General features: G+C 70.9%; 21 protein-coding genes. 13 read left to right on the forward strand and 8 right to left on the reverse strand.

Going from position 1 to position 18,111, the window contains the following annotated elements:
* Positions 1-45 precede the first annotated feature (45 nt).
* The 3 genes from VET29_RS15855 to VET29_RS15865 form a co-directional block, all read right to left on the reverse strand.
* Positions 46-663, reverse strand: a complete 618-nt coding sequence (locus VET29_RS15855) for a 4-carboxy-4-hydroxy-2-oxoadipate aldolase/oxaloacetate decarboxylase (protein ID WP_324920732.1) — start codon at positions 661-663, stop codon at positions 46-48.
* Complete coding sequence (locus VET29_RS15860; protein ID WP_324920734.1) at positions 660-1,628, reverse strand: DUF6282 family protein; 969 nt, start codon at positions 1,626-1,628, stop codon at positions 660-662. The genes VET29_RS15855 and VET29_RS15860 overlap by 4 nt, the downstream gene beginning before the upstream one ends.
* A gap of 91 nt (positions 1,629-1,719) precedes the next feature.
* The gene (locus tag VET29_RS15865; protein ID WP_324920736.1) at positions 1,720-2,385 is read right to left on the reverse strand and encodes a GntR family transcriptional regulator; all 666 of its coding nucleotides are present in this window, start codon (positions 2,383-2,385) and stop codon (positions 1,720-1,722) included.
* Between the two features lie 82 nt (positions 2,386-2,467).
* On the opposite strand from VET29_RS15865, the gene VET29_RS15870 reads away from it, so the two are divergent.
* Positions 2,468-3,223, forward strand: coding sequence for an NAD(P)-dependent oxidoreductase (locus VET29_RS15870; RefSeq protein ID WP_324920738.1), 756 nt, complete (start codon positions 2,468-2,470; stop codon positions 3,221-3,223).
* A gap of 83 nt (positions 3,224-3,306) precedes the next feature.
* Positions 3,307-4,500 carry an NAD(P)H-binding protein gene (locus VET29_RS15875; protein WP_324920740.1) on the forward strand — a complete coding sequence of 398 codons (1,194 nt, stop codon included), beginning with the start codon at positions 3,307-3,309 and terminating at the stop codon, positions 4,498-4,500.
* Here VET29_RS15875 and VET29_RS15880 read toward each other — a convergent pair.
* Positions 4,497-5,333 (reverse strand): siderophore-interacting protein, encoded by an 837-nt coding sequence (locus VET29_RS15880; RefSeq protein WP_324920744.1) that lies wholly within the window; start codon positions 5,331-5,333, stop codon positions 4,497-4,499. The genes VET29_RS15875 and VET29_RS15880 overlap by 4 nt on opposite strands.
* A 174-nt stretch (positions 5,334-5,507) precedes the next feature.
* On the opposite strand from VET29_RS15880, the gene VET29_RS15885 reads away from it, so the two are divergent.
* From VET29_RS15885 to VET29_RS15905, 5 genes are read left to right on the forward strand one after another with little or no spacing between them, the layout of a single operon-like run.
* The gene (locus VET29_RS15885; RefSeq protein ID WP_324920748.1) at positions 5,508-5,978 is read left to right on the forward strand and encodes a YbaB/EbfC family nucleoid-associated protein; all 471 of its coding nucleotides are present in this window, start codon (positions 5,508-5,510) and stop codon (positions 5,976-5,978) included.
* Positions 5,979-5,981: 3 nt separating this feature from the next.
* On the forward strand, positions 5,982-6,302 hold the full coding sequence (locus VET29_RS15890) for a type VII secretion target (RefSeq protein ID WP_324920752.1): 321 nt from the start codon (positions 5,982-5,984) through the stop codon (positions 6,300-6,302).
* On the forward strand, positions 6,299-7,000 hold the full coding sequence (locus VET29_RS15895; RefSeq protein ID WP_324920755.1) for a hypothetical protein: 702 nt from the start codon (positions 6,299-6,301) through the stop codon (positions 6,998-7,000). The genes VET29_RS15890 and VET29_RS15895 overlap by 4 nt, the downstream gene beginning before the upstream one ends.
* Positions 7,001-7,006: 6 nt before the next feature.
* Positions 7,007-7,678: a hypothetical protein gene (locus tag VET29_RS15900; RefSeq protein WP_324920758.1), complete on the forward strand. Its 672-nt coding sequence runs from the start codon at positions 7,007-7,009 to the stop codon at positions 7,676-7,678.
* A gap of 9 nt (positions 7,679-7,687) precedes the next feature.
* On the forward strand, positions 7,688-8,083 hold the full coding sequence (locus VET29_RS15905; RefSeq protein ID WP_324920762.1) for a hypothetical protein: 396 nt from the start codon (positions 7,688-7,690) through the stop codon (positions 8,081-8,083).
* Here VET29_RS15905 and VET29_RS15910 read toward each other — a convergent pair.
* Positions 8,080-9,513, reverse strand: a complete 1,434-nt coding sequence (locus tag VET29_RS15910) for an NAD-dependent succinate-semialdehyde dehydrogenase (RefSeq protein WP_324920765.1) — start codon at positions 9,511-9,513, stop codon at positions 8,080-8,082. The two genes, VET29_RS15905 and VET29_RS15910, sit on opposite strands and share 4 nt — an antisense overlap.
* Positions 9,514-9,677: 164 nt before the next feature.
* Here VET29_RS15910 and VET29_RS15915 point away from each other — a divergent pair, with 164 nt between their 5' ends.
* From VET29_RS15915 to VET29_RS15940, 6 genes are all read left to right on the forward strand, one after another.
* The gene (locus VET29_RS15915) at positions 9,678-10,355 is read left to right on the forward strand and encodes a Crp/Fnr family transcriptional regulator (RefSeq protein ID WP_324920769.1); all 678 of its coding nucleotides are present in this window, start codon (positions 9,678-9,680) and stop codon (positions 10,353-10,355) included.
* 106 nt (positions 10,356-10,461) lie between these two features.
* Complete coding sequence (locus tag VET29_RS15920) at positions 10,462-11,448, forward strand: hypothetical protein (protein WP_324920771.1); 987 nt, start codon at positions 10,462-10,464, stop codon at positions 11,446-11,448.
* A 6-nt stretch (positions 11,449-11,454) separates the two neighbouring features.
* Positions 11,455-12,399 (forward strand): TIR domain-containing protein, encoded by a 945-nt coding sequence (locus VET29_RS15925; protein WP_324920774.1) that lies wholly within the window; start codon positions 11,455-11,457, stop codon positions 12,397-12,399.
* A gap of 94 nt (positions 12,400-12,493) precedes the next feature.
* Positions 12,494-13,345, forward strand: coding sequence for a hypothetical protein (locus tag VET29_RS15930; protein ID WP_324920777.1), 852 nt, complete (start codon positions 12,494-12,496; stop codon positions 13,343-13,345).
* 212 nt (positions 13,346-13,557) lie between these two features.
* Positions 13,558-14,277 carry a hypothetical protein gene (locus tag VET29_RS15935; RefSeq protein WP_324920780.1) on the forward strand — a complete coding sequence of 240 codons (720 nt, stop codon included), beginning with the start codon at positions 13,558-13,560 and terminating at the stop codon, positions 14,275-14,277.
* A 331-nt stretch (positions 14,278-14,608) separates the two neighbouring features.
* Positions 14,609-15,274: a glycoside hydrolase family 11 protein gene (locus VET29_RS15940; protein ID WP_324920782.1), complete on the forward strand. Its 666-nt coding sequence runs from the start codon at positions 14,609-14,611 to the stop codon at positions 15,272-15,274.
* A 48-nt stretch (positions 15,275-15,322) separates the two neighbouring features.
* Here the strand turns inward: VET29_RS15940 and VET29_RS15945 are convergent, their stop codons facing one another.
* The 3 genes from VET29_RS15945 to VET29_RS15955 all read right to left on the reverse strand — a co-directional run.
* Positions 15,323-16,435, reverse strand: coding sequence for a glycoside hydrolase family 53 protein (locus VET29_RS15945; protein ID WP_324920784.1), 1,113 nt, complete (start codon positions 16,433-16,435; stop codon positions 15,323-15,325).
* Positions 16,436-16,454: 19 nt separating this feature from the next.
* On the reverse strand, positions 16,455-17,462 hold the full coding sequence (locus tag VET29_RS15950; RefSeq protein WP_324920787.1) for a LacI family DNA-binding transcriptional regulator: 1,008 nt from the start codon (positions 17,460-17,462) through the stop codon (positions 16,455-16,457).
* Positions 17,459-18,111: carbohydrate ABC transporter permease (locus VET29_RS15955; RefSeq protein WP_324920790.1), on the reverse strand; the 653-nt coding region annotated here is incomplete at its 5' end. The genes VET29_RS15955 and VET29_RS15950, both read right to left, overlap by 4 nt.

Raw genomic sequence — 18,111 nt, forward strand, 5'->3', positions numbered from 1 at the left:
TCCGCAAGCTCCGTTCGAGTCCTCTGGTTCACTCCGCGGGTTCCGTCAGGAGTCCTCCGCACGCATGCCATAGGCGTCGTAGCTCAGCTCGCCGGCCGCCCAACGCCTCCGCAGGCCGTCCTCCTTGGCCAGTCGCTCGCGCACCGCGGTGAGCGCACTGTCCACATCGGACCGTGCGATCGCGGTGGCGCCGTCGTCGTCGAGTACCAGCACGTCGCCCGGCGCGATCTCGGTGCCGCCGACGGTGACCGGGACGTTGACGTATCCCCTGGTGTCCTTGGTCGCGCCGGTGGCGCGCCGCCATCTGCTCCAGACCGGCAGGTCCAGCCTGGCGAGGTCGGCGCTGTCCCGGACGGCCGCGTCGACCAGCACACCCGCGACGCCGGCGGCCACCGCCTGGGTGGCCAGCAGGTCACCGAACAACGCGACCGGCGCGGCGACCGGCATCGTCAGCACGAGGATCTCCCCCGGCCGCGCGTAGGCCATCACCTCGTGCACGGCACGGTTGTCCCCCTGGCCGCACAGGGCGATCCGGGCCGGGCCGGCCACCCCGCGCCCCGGCGCCACCGGGAACAGGTCGACGTCGAGCAGGCCGCGCCGGCCGTACGCCTCGTAGACGGTCGCCACGCCGGCTTCCGCGAGTTCCTTGTAGACAGTGGTCATTGCCTCGTCCCCACCGTCCGCTCACGAGCCGGCGCGTCCGCCAGCGCCTCGGCGCCGACCAGCCACCTGCTGTTGTGCACTGCCATCACGCGGATCTCGTCGTCGCTGAAACCCGCCGCCAGCAGGCGATCCGCACACAACGCGAGGCCGTCCTCGACCGGCGGGTTGAACGGCTGGCCGAGATCGCTGGACAGCACGGAGTGCTCGGGCCCGGTGGCGCGGATGTTGTGGAACCACACGTCCCACGCGACCTTGCCGGTGTGCGGCGTGGTGAAGCACCGCTCCAGCAGGGCACCCCTGGCCGCCAGCTCGCGCTGCCGCTCGACGCCGATGCGCTGGGACGTGAACTCGGGGTGGGTGACGACGATGCGCCGGACGCCTTCCTCGACCGCCGCGTCGACGACGCGGGCGGACTCGTCCTGGTGCAGGTGCCCGGTGGCCAGCGCCATGTCGTGTTTGGCGATCAGCGCAAGCACCTGCCTGGTCCGCCGGGTCACGTCGCCGTCCGGGGTCAGCACGTCCACCGGGTCGGCGGCCATGCCGGCCGCGCGCAGGTCCTCCTGCAGCTGGGCCCACATCGGCGGCGTCGCGCCCGCCGGCTCGCTCGCCTGGCACTCGCGCTGGTTCGCGCTGTCCACGGTGGGCAGCCAGACCACCTTCGCACCGCCGCGCCCGGCGATCTCGACGGCGATCGGGTTCATGCCGCCGACCGAGGCGTTGAGCGTGATGGCGCCGAGCGCGTCGGTGCCCGGCCGCGCCCGGCGCACCACCTCGGCACGTTCGGCTGTCGGCGCGTAGTGGGACTTCAGGACGAACCCGGCCATCCCGACCGCCGCGAACCGATCGGCGAGCGAGATGTCGTCGATCCGCCGGCGCATGACGTCCGGTGCGACGTGGATGTGCACGTCATAGGCGCCGCGTACCAGGTCCCGCGCGTGCCCCGACGGTTGCGGGTGATCAGCCATGACGCTCCCTTGCGTACACAATCTGCGCCTAGATTGTTAACAATCTTGTTGCGATCGTCAACCCCCGGGAGCCGTCGTACCGCACACCGGATCACGGGATCCGGCGCACGCCCGACTGGTCGACCTCGCGAAGGGCCCTGATGACGCTGCGCAGGTGCGCCCGCGCCGCCTCCTCCGCCGCGGCGGGGTCGTGCGCGCAGATCGCGTCGATGATGGCCAGGTGCTCCGGCAGGGACACGGTGGGCCTGCCGGGGTGCATGGCGAGCTTGAACTGGTGGCGCACGCTCTGCGCACGCAGGCGTTCCAGCACGTCCTGCGCGGTGCGCTGCGCGCTGATCTCGCGCACCCCGCGGTGCAGCTCCTGGTTGAGCTGGGAGTAGCCGAGCACGTCACCGCTCGCCACCGCGGCTCGCATCCGCTTGCCGATCGCCCTGAGCTGCTTGGCCTCGTCGCGCGTGACGTGCTCCGCGGCCTTCGCCGCACAGAGGCCTTCGAGGACCATGCGGACCTCGGAGATCTCGACGGCCTCGTCGATGGACACGGCCCTGACCCGGGCGCCGCGGTTCTGCACGCGCTCGACGAGACCCTCGGTGGCCAGCTCCGCGAGCGCGGACCGGACGGTCGCGCGGCTGGCGCCGAACTGCTCGGACAGGTCGGCCTCGACGAGCCGCTGGTTGGGCACGAAGTCACCGCGCACAATGGCCTCACGGATCTCGGCCACCACGGAGCGCGGCCCGGCCTCGTCGCTCACCGTCACGGTACTCCCCCTGCTTCAACCAGAATTGTCACCAATTTTGTTGCTAACGTAGTGTAGCGTCCGAATGCGAGGGAGTGATGGCGTGACACTCACCGTTGCCGTACTGGGCCTTGGCGAGGCGGGCGGCACCATCGCCCGGGACCTTCTCGCGGCCGGCGCGGTGGTCCGCGCGTACGACCCCGCGGTGTCCGCGCCGGCCGGAATGATCCCCGCGGTCAGCGAGTCCGACGCCGCGACCGGTGCCGAGCTCGTGTTGAGCGTCAACAGCTCCGCGGCGGCACTCGACGCGCTCCGGGCCGGCGTGGCCACGGCACGCGTGTGGGCCGACCTGAACACCGGGTCCCCCGGCCTGAAACGGCAGCTCGCCGACCTGGCCGGGGAGCACGCCGTGCCGTTCGCGGACGTCGCGATCATGGCACCGGTGCCCGGGCGCGGGCTGCGTACGCCGATGCTGACGAGCGGGCCCGCGGCGGCGCGGGTGGCGGAGCTGCTGAACCCGCTCGGCGCGTCGGTCACCACGATGGACGGTCCACCCGGTCTGGCGGCCGAACGCAAGCTGCTGCGCAGCGTGTTCTTCAAGGGACTCGCGGCCGCCGTGGTCGAGGCGCTGGCGGCCGGCCGCGCGGCGGGCTGCGAGGACTGGTTGCGGGACAACATCACCGAGGAGCTGGCCCGCGCCGGCGAGTCCACTGTGGAGCGACTGGTCACGGGCACCCACCAGCACGCCGTCCGCCGCGCCGACGAGATGGCGGCGGCGACGGACATGCTCGCCGAACTCGGTGTCGAGCCGACGATCACGGCGGCGACCCGCGACCTCCTGGCCCGTCTCGCCCGCTAGGAACCGCCTTGGGCCACCATCGGCCCGCGGTCACCACCAGGCCGGCTTGACCTCGACCTTTGTTCAGGTTTCATGCTGGCCACATGACGATCCTTGTTATCGGCGCGACAGGCAACATCGGCCGCCACGTGGTGACCGGGCTTCGCGACCGCGGCGCCGCCGTGCGCGCACTGTCCCGCCTTCCGGGTGCGGACACGGTCGCCGGCGACCTGACCAGGCCGGAGACGCTCCACGGCCCACTGTCCGGTGTGGACTCGGTGTTCCTGCTCTGGCCGTTCTTCTCGGCGGACGGCGTGCCGGCGGTCCTCGACGTCATCGCCCAGCACGCGAACCGTGTCGTGTACGTGTCGGCGCTCAGTGCGGAAGGCGGGGGCGTGTGGGGCGAGGTCGAGGCCGCGATCCGCCGCACGGACCTGGAGTGGACGTTCCTGCGACCCGGCGGGTTCGCCACCAACACCCTGGAGTGGGCGGGCGCGATCCGCGCGGGCCGGCCGGTGCGGATGCCGTACCCGGACGCCGGGCGGTCGCTGATCCACGAGCGCGACATCGCGGACATTGCTGTGTTAGCGCTAACAGAAGCGGGGCACGCCGGTAGGACGTACGCGCTCACCGGACCGGCGGTGGTCACCCAGGCCGAGCAGGTACGCATCCTCGGCGAGGTGGCCGGCAGGCCGGCGGTCGTCGAGGAGATCTCGGCCGAACAGGCTCGGGCGACCATGGCCTGGGCGGACGAGACGTTCGTCGACGCGGCCCTCGGCTACTGGCGGACGCTCGTCGACGACCCGGAACCCGTCACGACGACCGTCGAGGAGGTCACCGGACGCCCGGCACGCACCTTCACGCAGTGGGCCCACGACCACGCCGACGACTTCCGCCCGCTCCCGGCCGCCGACGTCGCCGAGCGGTACGTGGCCGCCTTCCGGGCCGGCAGGATGGACCAGGCACTGCGGTGGGCGGCGCCGGACATGGTGCGGGTGGCGCCGCTGGAGAACGGCGGCAAGCACGTCGAACTGCGCGGGGTGGCCGACATCACGGCGAACGCCGAGCGGCTCACCGGCGACGTGGAGATCCACGCGGTGGAGGTGGACGGCCCGTACCCGCGGGGCGACCGCTTCGCCGTCCGGTTCTCGTTCGACGAGACGGACGAACCGACCGGCCAGCGGGTCTCCCGGACGAAGCTGTCCCTGTACACCGTGGCCGACGGCGTGATCACCCGCGAGGAGGTGTTCTACTTCGACCCGCCCGCGACGGGAGACCGGTCCGCCATCACCGGCTAGCCGTCCTGTTCCGCCTCCACAGCGCGGTTCCAGTCGCGTTTGGTGGACTGCCAGCGGTCCTCGTCGTGGCCGAGACGCCAGTAGCCGGAGATGGACAGGCGCTCGCGTGGGACGCCGCGTTCCTTGAGCAGCAGCCGGCGCAGCTCCTTCACGAAGCCTGCCTCGCCGTGGACGAAGGCGTGCACGCCGCCGGAGGGGAACTCGAGCTCGGTGACCGCCTGGACGAGCGCGTCGCCGACCCGGCCGCGGCCGCGGTGCAGCCAGGTGACGGTCGCGTCGCCGGGCGTCTCCAGCTTCAGCTCCTCCTCCGGGCCGGCGACCTCGACGAACACGTGCGCACGGGCGCCCGCCGGCAGCCGCTCGACGGACGCGGCGATGGCCGGGACCGCGCTCTCGTCGCCGGCCAGCAGGTGCCAGGCGGCGTCCGCGGCGGGCGCGTAGCCGCCGCCAGGACCGGCGAAGCGGACCACGTCACCCGGCCGCGCGCGCATGGCCCACGGCCCGGCGAGGCCCTCGTCGCCGTGCAGCACGATGTCGATGGTCAGCTCGGCGAGCCGCGGGTCCCAGCGGCGCACCGTGTAGGTACGCATCCGGGGCCGGTGCTCGCGCGGGAGGTCCTCGCGGATCCGCTGGAGGTCGAACGGCTCGGGGTAGGCGACGCCCTCGACGGGGAACAGGAGCTTGACGTAGTGGTCGGTGAACTCACCGGCGCCGAAGCCGGCCAACCCGTCGCCGCCCAACACGATCCGTGTCATGTGCGGGGTGAGCCGCTCGACGTGGTCCACCTGTCCGACGGTGAGACTGGGGCTTGCGCGGCCCGGTCGTTCTGCCATGAACCTTCCTCGCATGATCGCCGACTTCCTCGTCGTCAGGGTACGCCGATCCACCTGGCGGGCCGCCGGTCGGTGATCATCATCCGGAGGTTGCGGTAGCGAAGGATTCGCCGTTTCGCGCACTTCATGGTGGTCTGTGGATATCGTGACCGCGAGACACGAGCGAGGGAGAGCATGGACGACCGCGTCTTGAACCCGGACGAAGCGCGGGAGCGGCTCGATGCCTGGAAGGGCCGGATCGACCGGCTGGCCGCCGACACGAAGACCATGAGCGACCGCTTCCAGCAGCTCCAGGTGACCCGCAGGGACCGCGACGGGATGGCCGAGGTCACCGTCGACTCCAGCGGTTCCCTGGTCGGGTTGCGGCTCACCCGGGCCATCGAGCGGTCCGCGCCGGACGTCGTCGCCGCGACGATCATGAGCACGATCCGGGAGGCGAAGGCCGAGCTGGCCGAGCGGACGCAGGAGATCGTCGAGGAGACCATCGGCACCGAGTCGGCCGCGGGACGCGCCATCGCCGAGCGGGTGGGCCAGCGGCTGCGCGGACCCGCCGAGGACGACGAGCCGGCCTACGCGAACCGGCCCACCGGCCGGTCCGACGAGGACGCCGACGACGACGAGGCCGATCCGACCATCTGGCGGTGAGTGATGGGTGACAGGTACACGGTCGACCCGGCGGAGCTGCGCAAGCACGCCGGCGACATCGACTCGCTGCGGGAGCGCTTCGCCGCGGTCAAGGCCGCCAGCGCGCACATCGCACAGGACGACCAGGCGTACGGGATGCTGTGTGGCTGGATCTCCGGCATCCTCGAAGGCCGTCACACCAAGCAGGACGAGCTGATCGCCTACGTCGAGGAGAACCTGGACATCGTCGCGCGGGAGCTGCGGGAGACCGCGGACGACTACGAGGCCAGGGACGCGAACACCGCCGAGGTCATGAACAGGATCAAGGACGGCATGCCGGGATGACCGACAACCCGCTGATCGCGCCGGTCGAGTCGAGCAGGCAGCCGTGGACCGGTTCGAGCCTCGGCGACAGCATCGAGGGCCTGGTCCAGGCCATCAGGAGCGAGGGCTGGATCGACGACGTGCTCGCCGGCGCCGGACTCGGCGTCGAGGTCGCGGCGACGGTCATGGACCCCATCAGCGCGTTGCTGGCCAACGGCCTGGGCTGGGCCATCGAGTACTTCGACCCGCTGCGCGAGATGCTCGACGAGCTCACCGGCATGCCGGACGTGGTCACCTCCCACGCGCAGACGTGGAACAACATGGCCACCGAGCTGAACGACATCGCGGGCGAGTTGACCCAGTTCGTCCAGACCGACATGCCGAAGTGGACCGGGCCGGCCTCCGACGCCTACCACGCCCTGATGCGGAACAACGCCGACGCCATCGGCGGCCTGTCCGCGACCTCGGCGGCGATGGCGGCGGCCACCGAGGGTGCGGGCGGGCTGGTGCAGTTCACCCGCGAGACCGTGCGGGACCTCATCGCCGACCTCGTGGCCAGGGTGATCGTGTGGGCGGTCGAGGCGATCTTCGTGGTCACGATCCCGGTGATCGCGTCCCAGATCATGGCCGCGGTGGTCAAGTGGGCGGGCCGCATCCTCACCTACACCGGCGCGCTGATCAACAGCCTGACCAACCTCAGCAAGCTCCTCGACGACTAGGCGCTCATGACACCCAGACCCAGGGGACCGCACGGCGGCGGCCACGACGGTGGTGATGGCACGCCGGGCAAGCCGCACGACGGCGACGGCAAGCCCGGCGAGGGCGGCGACGGCAAGCCGTCGCAGAAGCACGGCGGCATCGACGCGAGCAAGGGCGTCTCCGGCGCGCAGGGCGCCGTCCAGCAGGCCGCGGAGGCCGGCCGCCCCGGCGGCTCGACGGCCCAGCCGCCACCGCGGCAGCCGCCGGTCGACCCGAACGTGCCCGGTCCGGCCGGCAAGATCCAGCTCCGGCCGCCGAGCGACCGGCACCAGCTCAACCGGATCGGCCCGAAGAACCCCGCCAAGCCCGAGAACACGGTCATCCTGCCGGAGGCCAGGGACGCCGTCCGGCAGGACATGGTCGACATCCAGCAGGGCAAGGCACGCTGGGATGCAGCGTCGAACAGCTACGTCACGGAAAGCGGCCGGCGCTACAAGGTGGAGTCCAACGGGACCATCTTCCCGGTGGACGGGCCGGGTTTCGTCCAGATGAGCCGGCCGGAGTACAAGGCGTTGCAGGCGCTGATCAGGTTCGAAGGGGACGTCGACGGCGCGAAGGCGAGCGTGTCACGGGATCCGGGGATCCCGCCCGAGTCGTTCGACAAGGCTGGCCAGGTGTACCAGCACTACCGGAAGTAGAAAGAGGACATGCTCAGCTACAGCTTCCTCCTGGACCGCCTGCCCGACGCCGGCGAGCTGGGACGCGCGGCCGCCGAGATCTTCAAGGTGAACCCGGCCGGGGTGCACGTCGGCCGGCTCTACGAGGACGCCGGCGGGCCGCCCGCGACGGTGAGCGTCACCTACCTCGACCTCGACGGCGGCGACTTCGGCTGGCGCGTGGACATGGGCGGGGACGACACCGTCACCGACCCCGGCGAGGCGGCGACCGCCGGGGCCCTCGCGCGCCGGTTCGGGGTACGGGTCCTGCTGCCCACCAACGACTCCGACGAGTGGTGGCGCCTGATCACCGCCGACGAGGACCGCCTGGTCGCCGTCGACCTCGACGAGCTGGACGAGGACCGCTACGTGCTGACCGGCGCCTAACTCGGCATCACGATCAGCTTCTTCTCCAGGAACTCCTCGATGCCCTCCCGGCCACCCTCGCGGCCGAGGCCGGACTGCTTGACCCCGCCGAACGGGATGGCGGGGTTGGACACGATGCCCTGGTTCAACCCGACGACCCCCACCTCCAGGGCCTCGGCCACCTGGAACGCACGGTCGATGTCCTGGGTGAACACGTACCCGACCAGCCCCAGCTCGGTGTCGTTGGCCTGCCGGACGGCCTCCTCCAGGTCGCTGAACGACTGGATCGCGGCCACCGGGCCGAAGATCTCGGTGGCGCACAGGTCGCTCGACGGGCGCACGTCGGTCAGGACGGTCGGCCGGTAGAAGTAGCCGCGGCCGCGCTTGCGGCGGCCGCCGGTCAGCACCTGGGCGCCCCGGGCCACCGCGTCGTCGACGAGCGCGGTCACCTTGGCCAGGCCGTGGTCATCGATCAGCGGGCCGACCTGCGAGTCCGGCTCCAGGCCCGGCCCGACGACCAGCGCGTCCATCCGCTCGGACAGCTTGAGCCCGAAGTCCCCGACCACCGCGTCGTGCACGAAGAACCGGTTCGCCGCCGTGCCGGCCTCCCCCATGTTGTGCATCTTGGCGGTCATCGCCCCCTCGACGGCCCGGTCGAGGTCGGCGTCGTCCAGGACGATGAACGGCGCGTTGCCGCCCAGCTCCAGCGACGTCCGCACGACCGACGGCGCCGCCTGTGCGAGCAGCAGCCGGCCGACCTCGGTGGAGCCGGTGAACGACAGCTTGCGGATCTCGCCGCCCTTCAGCATCGGCTCGACGACCGCGGTGGCCCGGTTCGTGGTGACCACGTTGAGCACGCCGTCGGGCAGCCCCGCCGCCGTCAGTACCGCCGCGAGGGCGAGGCTGGACAGCGGGGTCTGCGGCGCCGGCTTGAGGACCATCGTGCAGCCCGCGGCGACCGCGGGGCCGATCTTGCGGGTGCCCATGGCCAGCGGGAAGTTCCACGGCGTGATCAGCAGGCACGGGCCGACGGGCTGGGACAGCACCATGGCACGGGAGCCGCCGTCCGGCGTGAGCCCGTACTGGCCGCCGGTGCGCACGGCCTCCTCGGCGAACCAGCGGAAGTACTCGGCCGCGTGCCGGACCTCGCCGCGTGCCTCGGCCAGCGGCTTGCCCATCTCGAGCGTGATCAGCTCGGCGAACTGCTCGACGTCGGCCAGGATCGCCTCGTAGGCGCGGTACAGGATCTCGCTGCGGTAGCGGGGTGAGGTGCGCCCCCAGGTCCGTTGCGCGGCAACGGCCGCGGCGACCGCGGCCCGGCCGTCGGTCGGTGTGCCGTCGGCGACCGTGCACAGCGTCTCGGCGGTCGCCGGGTCGACCACCGGCGTGCGCGAGCCGTCCGCCGAGTCGAGCCACTGGCCGTCGATGAACAGTCCTTTGTGGTCCAGCACGGCCGCATTCTCTCAAAACGTGGGCACCGCCTCCACCGGCACGGTGACGGCCGGCCGGCGGGGCACCGCGTCGCGACACGCCTCCGTCCACGAACAGTCCACCTGCCGTCCAGGTGCTGACCGCATCCTGACCTGCACAGACCGAGAGTGGAGGGAGCGCTGTAGTGGCACGGACACACTCGACCGCCATGGTGCCGTCCAACTGCCGGGGCGGCAGTTTCTGGCGCCGGCTGAACGGACCGGAGCGAGCGGCCTTCACCGACGTGGGCCGGCCGTGCGGCTTCCGGCGGGGCACGACGATCATCCGCGCCGAGGACACCGCGCGATGGACGGCGATCGTCATCAGCGGCCGTGTGCGCGTTAACAACGGCGACGGCTCGCTGACGGTGGCCACGCGGTCGGCGGGCGACCTGATCGGCGAGCAGCGGTTCCTCGGCGTGCGACCACATCAGGCCACGGTGCACGCCGAGACCGGGGTGCGGGCACTGGTGGTCGACGGCGCGGACCTCGACCGCCTGCTCGCCCGGCAGCCGGGCGTCCTGCGCGCGCTGTGCGAGGTGCTGTCCGAGCGCCTGCGTGAGTGTGACCGGCGGCTCGCCGGGTTGTCCGGCGACGCCTTCACGAAGATCGTCCGGTTTCTCGCGCAGGCCACCGACGCGACCGGTGACGACCCGGCCAACACGATCCACATCGGATCGCAGGAGGCGCTCGCCGGACAGCTCGGCATCTCCCGCGACTCCGTCATCCGGGCATTCCGGCGACTGCGCGACGACGAGGTCGTCACCACCCATCGAGGCGTGGTGACCGTACGCGTCCCGGCGAGACTTCGCGAATACCCGTAACAATTCGGACCGCGAGTGCCGCACGTGCGGCAGAACGGAAACGAAACGCCGGCTTTCGGTGATCCACCAGACATCGGTTCCGGTCGAGGGGTGGGGAGCGTTGGCCTTGGTTGACAACAGGTTGGTTGACACCGTCGTGCGATCGCTGTCGGGTTATCTCATACACCGGAAGAAGGCCGGGATATTCGACGACCGGTTGGAGAACCTGCTCAACCGGGTCGAGATCAAAATGTCGGACGCCTACTCCCAGGAAATGCTCGAGCGGTTCCGGGACCGGCCCGACGGCGACCTCGAGACCGACACGCTCCGCGGCCACCTCGTCCGCGCGATGGACGACGACCCGGAATTCGGCCGGCAGCTCGCACTGACTTTCCAAGAAGGACACACGATGACCCAACCGGTTCGCCGCGGCAGAGGACGACTCATCGTGGGCGGCGTGGTGGCCGTCGTGGTGCTCGGTGGCGGCTTTACGCTCGGCAGGACGACCGCACCCGACTCCGAACCGCGGACGGCCCCGACGGTGACGTCGACCGTCCGGCAGACGGTGACGAGAACGGAGTCCCCGACCTCGACCCCGGCGGAGTCCGCCAGCGCCGCCCCCTCGTCTTCCCCGTCCGAACCGGGAATTCCCGGGGACGGCAGCACCTATCCGGAGGGCCGGCCCGTCCCGCTCGTCGAGCTGCCACGTCCGAACGACCAGTGGCTGTTCAGCTACGGCGACCACGACGTGCAGTTCAAACAGTTCACCAACTCGCTCTGGCAGACGCTGGACACCTGCAACGACCGCGCGTACAGCCGCGAGCAGCAGTTCCGGCTGAAGAACTTCAGCCGGCTCGAGGTGAAGGCCGTCGGCACCGACTCGAAGGCCGACCCCTCGCTGGTCGTCCAGTTCGACGTCTACGCCAACAACGACAACGTGCATCCCATCAAGTCGGTCGTCGTCAACCCCGGCGAGACCCAACAGCTGGCCGTCGATCTACCCAAGGACGTCTTCACGGTGACCTTGCGGATGTCGCTCACCTCGACGGGCAGGCCGTGCCGCAGCGGCGACGCCGTCTGGGGCGAACCGTACGTCATCGCGACCGGAAGCTGAGGAGAAGTGGTCATCAGCAAGGCATTCGTCAACTTCAGGGTCGGGGACGGCCAGGACGCGGCCGTTCTGATCGACAACGCGCTGCGCAAGGAGTTCGGCGAGGACCACGTGTTCAGGTCCAGCCGGTCGATGCCCGCGGGCACCGTGTTCCAGTCCATGCTGCTGACCGAGGCCGCCGGTTGCGCGGTCATGATCGTGGTCATCGGCGACCGCTGGCTCGACGAGAACAACGGTGTCCGGCGAATCGACGATCCCGGCGACTGGGTGCGCACGGAGATCTCCCTCGCCCTGGCGAACGACAGACCGGTCATCCCGGTGTTGCTGGGCGACCGGCCGAACCTCGGCGCGAAGGACCGGCTCCCGGCACCCATCGCCGGGCTGGTCGACCGCCAGTACGTGCGCCTGCGCCACCAGACCGCCGAACGCGATCTCGCACACCTCGTGGACGAGGTACGCCCACTCGTCACGACCCAGGGCATGCGCATCGCCGGCCCCGGCCATCCGTTGCTGCTGACCAATCTCGCGCCGACCCAGCGGTCGTCCGACCTGCGCCTGGGACCGGCCGAGATCGACGGCCGCTACTTCGGCGAGAGCATCGTCTACCGGCCCAGCCTGTTCAGCGCACAACCGCGTGCGTCCATCAGCTTCAACCTGGGCAGGAAGTACGGGCGGCTGGAGGTGACGGTCGGTGTCCTCGACGACGCGGCCGAGGCCGACCAGGTCGGGGTGTTCAGGATCGTGACCGACGGGAAGGTGAGCACGCAGGTCGCCGCGTCGCAGGGGCAGCCACAGCTGCTCTCCGTGGAGGTCACGGACGTGCTGAACCTGAGGTTGGAGGCCTACCGCCCGGGCACGACCGCGCATCCGCTCCAGGCCGGCGCCAACATGGCGGGCGGGGTGTCCAACAAGCTGCCGGAACTGGCGTGGGGGGATCCGATGCTGTACCCGTGAAAGTCCTTCACGTCCACGGACGATCCGCTTCTGGTACACGGACGCGCAGCATGCTGTGCCGAACCCGGCTGCCTGGAGCGGAAGGAACGGTGTCGTGGCTCGGCTGCCCTCGATCGCGGTCATCTGCAAGGCATTCGTCAGTTTTCGGGTCGGTGACGCCGACGGCGCGGCGACACTGGTCGACCAGACGCTGTGCCGGGCGTTCGGCGCGGACCGGGTGTTCCGGTCCAGCCACGCCATGTACGGCGGCGCCCAGTTCCCGCCGACGATCGAGGCCGAGGCGGCCGGCTGCGCGGTGATGGTCGTCGTCGCCGGTGAGCACTGGCTTGCCGGCGACGGTGGCACGCGACGGATCGACGACCCGGAGGACTGGGTACGCAAGGAGATCGAGTTCGCGCTGGGTGCTGGCCGCCCGGTCCTCACGGTGCTCGCCGGTGACCGGGCCGCCCTCGGCGCCGAGGACCACCTGCCGGTCTCCCTCAAGCAACTGGCCGACGGGCCACAGCTGCGTCTGCGGTCGGCCGAGACGGACCTGGCCCGGGTCAGGGACGAGGTCCGCCGGCACCTCGACGACGACGTGCCGCCGCGCCCCGTGCGCCTGGTCACCCTGCGCCCGGTCGCGCGCTCGTCCGACGTGCGCCTGGGGCCGGTCGAGATCGACGGCGCGGAGTACGGCGAGAGCATCCTGTTCCGGGCGTTCGCGAGCCTCATCAGCTTCAACCTCGGTATGCGGTACCGCAGGCTCGAGGTGACCGTCGCCGGCCGGGACGGCGTCTTCACGGTCCTCGGGGACGGCCGGGTCCTCGCGCGGGTGGCCGCGACGCCGGCGGAGCCGCGGCGACTGACGGTCGACGTCGCGGACGTCCTGATCCTCAAGCTGACGGCGCACCGGACGTCCGGCGACGCGCCGGAGCTGGTGTGGGGTGATCCGGTGGTCCATCCCTGAGAGGCCACCCGACGACCGTCACCGCCGCGTGCTTCCCGACGCCACACCTGTACCTGCGCACCACCGACGAGGCCGAGCTCAGCAGGGTCCGGTCCTTCGCGACGGAGCAGGCGCGGGCGGCCGAGGCCACCCGGCGCCGGCTGACCGACACCTTCGCCGTCGCATCGCAGGCCCGACGGGTCGACGTCCTTGCCCGTGCCCACGCCGATCTCGTGCGGTGGCGGTACCAGCTCGCGCTGCGCCTCGACCGCGGGGTCGGGCTCGGCATCGAGTACGACCCCAGCCGGTTCGCGACGCCGATACTCGCCGACGAGGAGAACTACGACCGCATCGGGCCCGTCGGCCGGTTCCGGGACGGCGCGACGTGGGACGCGGCGACCCGAACCTTCCGTGGCGGCAGGGCAACGCCGGCGTTTCGCATCATGCTCGCGTACGGCAGGCTCGCCGAGGCACGGTTCGCCAGGGAGGGCAACGCCGGCGAGACGCTCCAGAACATGGTCGTGCTGCCCGACAGTACGCGAATCCCGGGCAACAGACTGGTTCGCGGCGCGACCGCCGAGCGCTGCGCGGCGGAGCTGCTGGCGAGGATCACCCGGCGGGGCGTGGACGCCAGTCACGTCGAGACGGGCGGCGGGCCGATGTTCGTCCTGACGGCGCAACAGGAAGACAGCGACCGGATGTTCGCCGCGGCGCTCGGACTGCTCGCCGCGGCGGCACCCGGCGACGTGGCGGCATGGCAGGCCGCGCGGTATCTCCTTTACCAGGCACCGAGAACGAAGAAGGGCAGCGACGCGGTCACCCGGACCTTCCTGGTGGCCACGGGTGCGGTCCTGTTCGGCCACGCACCCGTGCTCGACCAGGACATCGACCTGCGCTGCATGGTGCTGGGCCAGGATGCCGCGACCACGGCGCCGAGCGATCCACCGGTCTGACGCCGCGACACCGCCGGAACTTCCGACAGGAACGGGGTATTCGCGACCACCGGACGAACTTCCCAACCGCGACTAGGTTTCGAAACATCTCCGAAACTCGTTGACAACTCCGCGAAGCCGGCCCAACACTTGTTGACATCGGCGAACGTCAACGAACCGCCGATCCGGGTCTTCCCGCTCATCCCCGGTTCCCCGGTCGTCAACCGCTTGGTGACCGGACAAGCCCGCCGCGTGGTACGACACCGGCGCGGCGGCCGGCGCCCCGGCCATCGCGCCGGCTCGTGCCGCGCCGCCCGGCTTCCCGCCAGCCTCAACGAGGAGGAAGGTGCACATGCCCGAAATCAGCCGCAGGAACTTCATCGGCGGCGCCGGCGCACTCGCGCTGGTCACATCCGCTCTGCTGGTGCCGGAGACGGCCAGCGCCGACACGGTCGTCACGACGAACCAGACCGGCACCAACAACGGCTACTACTTCTCGTTCTGGTCCGCGGGCGGTGGCTCGGTCTCCATGACCCTGAGCAACGCCGGCAACTACCGGACCTCGTGGAGCAACGTCAACAACTTCGTCTGCGGCAAGGGATGGGCCAACGGCAGCCGCCGGACCGTCAGCTACTCCGGCAGCTTCAACCCGTCCGGCAACGCCTATCTGGCGCTGTACGGCTGGACGTCGAACCCGCTCGTCGAGTACTACATCGTCGACAACTGGGGCACCTTCCGTCCAACCGGGACGGCCAAGGGCAACGTGACCAGTGACGGCGGCACGTACAACATGTACCAGACGACGCGGGTCAACGCGCCTTCCGTCGAGGGCACCAAAACCTTCAACCAGTACTGGAGCGTCCGGACGTCGAAGAAGACCGGCGGCACCATCACCACCGGCAACCACTTCGACGCCTGGTCCCGTGCCGGCATGCCGATGGGCTCCTTCCGCTACTACATGATCCTCGCGACCGAGGGCTACCAGAGCAGCGGCAACTCCAACATCACCGTGAGCTGACACCGCGACGAGGGAAGGGGCCGCCTGCGACGGCGGCCCCTTCGGTTCTCACGATCCGGCGCGGAACGCCCGCAGGGACGGCAGTGCGTTGCCCGACCAGTCGAACATGGTGAGGTTGTCGTTCGGGTTGCCCTCGCCAGGGGACCAGCCGACGCCGGGCAGCCAGCCCGGCTCCCAGTCGAAGAAGCCGGCCCCTCGGCCGTTCGGGACCGCCGCCAGCACGGCGCGCAGCTCCTCGAAGTACGCGGCCTGGCCCGTGGTCGTCCCCGGGAAACGGGATCCGTCCGGGAGCTGGCTCGCCGAGTTCACGAAGTTGCCCAGGCTGTCGCCGTTGCCCAGGGTCCACGGGTAGGACGTCTCCGCCAGGACGAGGTCCTTGTTGTACCTGGTGGACAGGTCGTTCAGGTTGGCACGCAGGGCGGAGAGCGAGCCGTGCCAGAACGGGTAGTACGACAGGCCGATCACGTCGAACTGCACGCCCTGGGCCTGGAGGTGGTCGTAGAAGTACCGGGAGCCGCCGTTGTCGCCGCCCCGGTCGATGTGGACCATGACCGACGGGGCGCCCGCGTCCCGCGCGCCCGCGATGCCCGCCTTCAGCAGGGTCGCGAACTCCGGCCAGTGCTCGCCGTCCGAGCGGTAGATCTGCCCGAGCGGGAACAGCATGCCGCTGGTGATCTCGTTGCCCACCTGGATCATCGACACCGGGCTCCCCTGCCGCGCGAACGCCGTCACCGCGTCGCGGGTGTAGCCGCGGACGGTCGTCGCCAGCGTCGACAGGTTCTGGCCGGACCACGCCGCCGGGATCGGCTGCTTGCCCGGGTCCGCCCAGAAGTCCGAGTAGTGCAGGTCCAGCAGGATCCTCAGCCCAGCCTGCTGTGCCCGGCGGCCCAGGGTGAGCGCCGTCTGCAGCGTGCTGTAACCGGACGGCGGCGCCGTCCACACGCGCAGCCGTACGTAGTTCGAGCCTCGCGCGGCCAGGATCTGCTCGATCGGGCGGGCGACGCCGCCGTCCCGGTAGACCTTGCCCGCCGACTCCTCCTGCAGGGTGAAGGAGAGGTCCGTGCCACGAACTCGCGGGCCGGTCGCCGCGAACGCCCGCGGTGCGATCATCGTGCCGAACGCCGCCACGAGCGGGGCGGCCAGCAGGGTGCGTCTGCGCATCGTTCACTCCTTTGTGGATTCACGCTGACTCCCGAATCACCAACTCGGTCGGCAGGATCACCGCGGCGTTCTCGTCGCCCTCGACGAGACGCAGCAGCAACCGCGCCATCTCCGTGCTGATCCGTCCCCACGGCTGGCGGATCGTGGTCAGCGGCGGGTGGCAGGCCGCCGCTATCCGCGAGTCGTCGAATCCCGCCACCGCGACGTCTTCCGGCACCCGGCGACCGGCGCGGCGCAGTGCGGCGAGCGCGCCGGCCGCCATCAGGTCGGACGCGACGAACACCGCGTCCACGTCGGACTCACCCGCCAGCAGAAAGGTCATCGCCGCGTCGCCGCCGGCCTGGGTGTAGTCGCCGTGCACCACAAGGGAGTCCGGCGTGCCGCCCAGCACGTCCCGGTAGCCGGCCAGGCGGTCGAGACCGCCCGAGGTGTCCGGCGGCCCGGTGATCATGCCGATGCGCCGGTACCCCTGGGAACGCAGGTACAGCACCATCTGCCGGGCGCCGTCGCGGTCGTCGGCGGCCACGTAGGAGATGTCCCGCTCGTGGCCGAGCGGGCGGCCGCACGCGACCACCGGCACGTCCTGCGCGAGCAGCTCGTCGACCATCGGGTCGCCGCTGCGCGTGGACACCAGCAGGACGCCGTCCACATGACCGGCGGTCACGAACCGGCTCACCCGCTTGCGTTCCTCCGGCGAGCCGGCGAGCGTGAGGAGCACCGTGATGTCGTTGTCCGCCAGGGCCTGCGTGCAGCCGTGCAGCAGGATGTGGAAGTTCGGGTCCTCGAACAGCCGGTCCTGCGGCTCGGAGAGCACGAACGCGACGGACATGGCTCGCTGTGTGGCAAGGCTTCGCGCGTGCGGGTTGACGACGTAGCCGGTCTTGCGGATGGCCTTGTTGATCGCGGACAGGGCCGGCCCGCTCACGTTGCGGCCGCCGTTGAGCGCGCGGGACACCGTGCCGCGGGACACCCCGGCGGCCTCGGCCACGTCGTCCATCGTGGGGCGCCTGCGCCGCCGCACCGTCATCCCTTCACCGCCCCCGTCATCAGGTCGATCCGCCAGTACCGTTGCAGGGTCAGGAAGAGCGCGACGAGCGGCAGCACGGACAGCAGTGCGCCGGTGATCACCAGGTTGTACAGCGCGGGCTGGGCGTTGCCCTGCTTGAGCATCGTCACCAGCCCGACGGTCAACGGGAACTTCCGGTCGTCGCCGAGCATGATGTAGGGCAGCAGGAAGTTGTTCCAGATCGCGACGAACTGGAACAGGAACACGGTCACCAGGCCCGGCAGCATCATCGGCAGTGCCACCGCGAGGAAGATCCGGAGCTCGCCGGCGCCGTCGGTGCGGGCGACCTCGATGACCGAGTCCGGCACGGCCGCCGCCGAGTACACCCGGGCGAGGTAGATCCCGAACGGGCTCACGATGCTCGGCAGCAGCACGGACAGGTAGGTGTCGGCGAGCCCGAGCTTCGCGAGCAGCAGGTACTGCGGCACGGCGAGGACCACGCCGGGCACGAGGATCCCGGCCAGCAGCACGGTGAAGACCACGCCGCGCCCCGGGAAGGTGTACTTGGCCAGCGTGTACCCGGTCAGGCCGGACAAGGCAGCGGACAGTACCGCGCCACCCCCGGCGTAGAGCGCGGTGTTGGCCGCCCACCGCCAGAACAGGCCGTCCC

This window comes from Actinophytocola sp., from assembly GCF_035634895.1.
Classification (GTDB): Bacteria; Actinomycetota; Actinomycetes; order Mycobacteriales; family Pseudonocardiaceae; genus Actinophytocola.

Coding starts and splice junctions, on each gene's coding strand:
- VET29_RS15855 (WP_324920732.1), bottom strand. CDS start 663: ATGACCACTGTCTACAAGGAACTCGCGGAAGCCGGCGTGGCGACCGTC.
- VET29_RS15860 (WP_324920734.1), bottom strand. CDS start 1,628: ATGGCTGATCACCCGCAACCGTCGGGGCACGCGCGGGACCTGGTACGC.
- VET29_RS15875 (WP_324920740.1), top strand. CDS start 3,307: ATGACGATCCTTGTTATCGGCGCGACAGGCAACATCGGCCGCCACGTG.
- VET29_RS15880 (WP_324920744.1), bottom strand. CDS start 5,333: ATGGCAGAACGACCGGGCCGCGCAAGCCCCAGTCTCACCGTCGGACAG.
- VET29_RS15885 (WP_324920748.1), top strand. CDS start 5,508: ATGGACGACCGCGTCTTGAACCCGGACGAAGCGCGGGAGCGGCTCGAT.
- VET29_RS15890 (WP_324920752.1), top strand. CDS start 5,982: ATGGGTGACAGGTACACGGTCGACCCGGCGGAGCTGCGCAAGCACGCC.
- VET29_RS15895 (WP_324920755.1), top strand. CDS start 6,299: ATGACCGACAACCCGCTGATCGCGCCGGTCGAGTCGAGCAGGCAGCCG.
- VET29_RS15900 (WP_324920758.1), top strand. CDS start 7,007: ATGACACCCAGACCCAGGGGACCGCACGGCGGCGGCCACGACGGTGGT.
- VET29_RS15905 (WP_324920762.1), top strand. CDS start 7,688: ATGCTCAGCTACAGCTTCCTCCTGGACCGCCTGCCCGACGCCGGCGAG.
- VET29_RS15940 (WP_324920782.1), top strand. CDS start 14,609: ATGCCCGAAATCAGCCGCAGGAACTTCATCGGCGGCGCCGGCGCACTC.
- VET29_RS15945 (WP_324920784.1), bottom strand. CDS start 16,435: ATGCGCAGACGCACCCTGCTGGCCGCCCCGCTCGTGGCGGCGTTCGGC.
- VET29_RS15950 (WP_324920787.1), bottom strand. CDS start 17,462: ATGACGGTGCGGCGGCGCAGGCGCCCCACGATGGACGACGTGGCCGAG.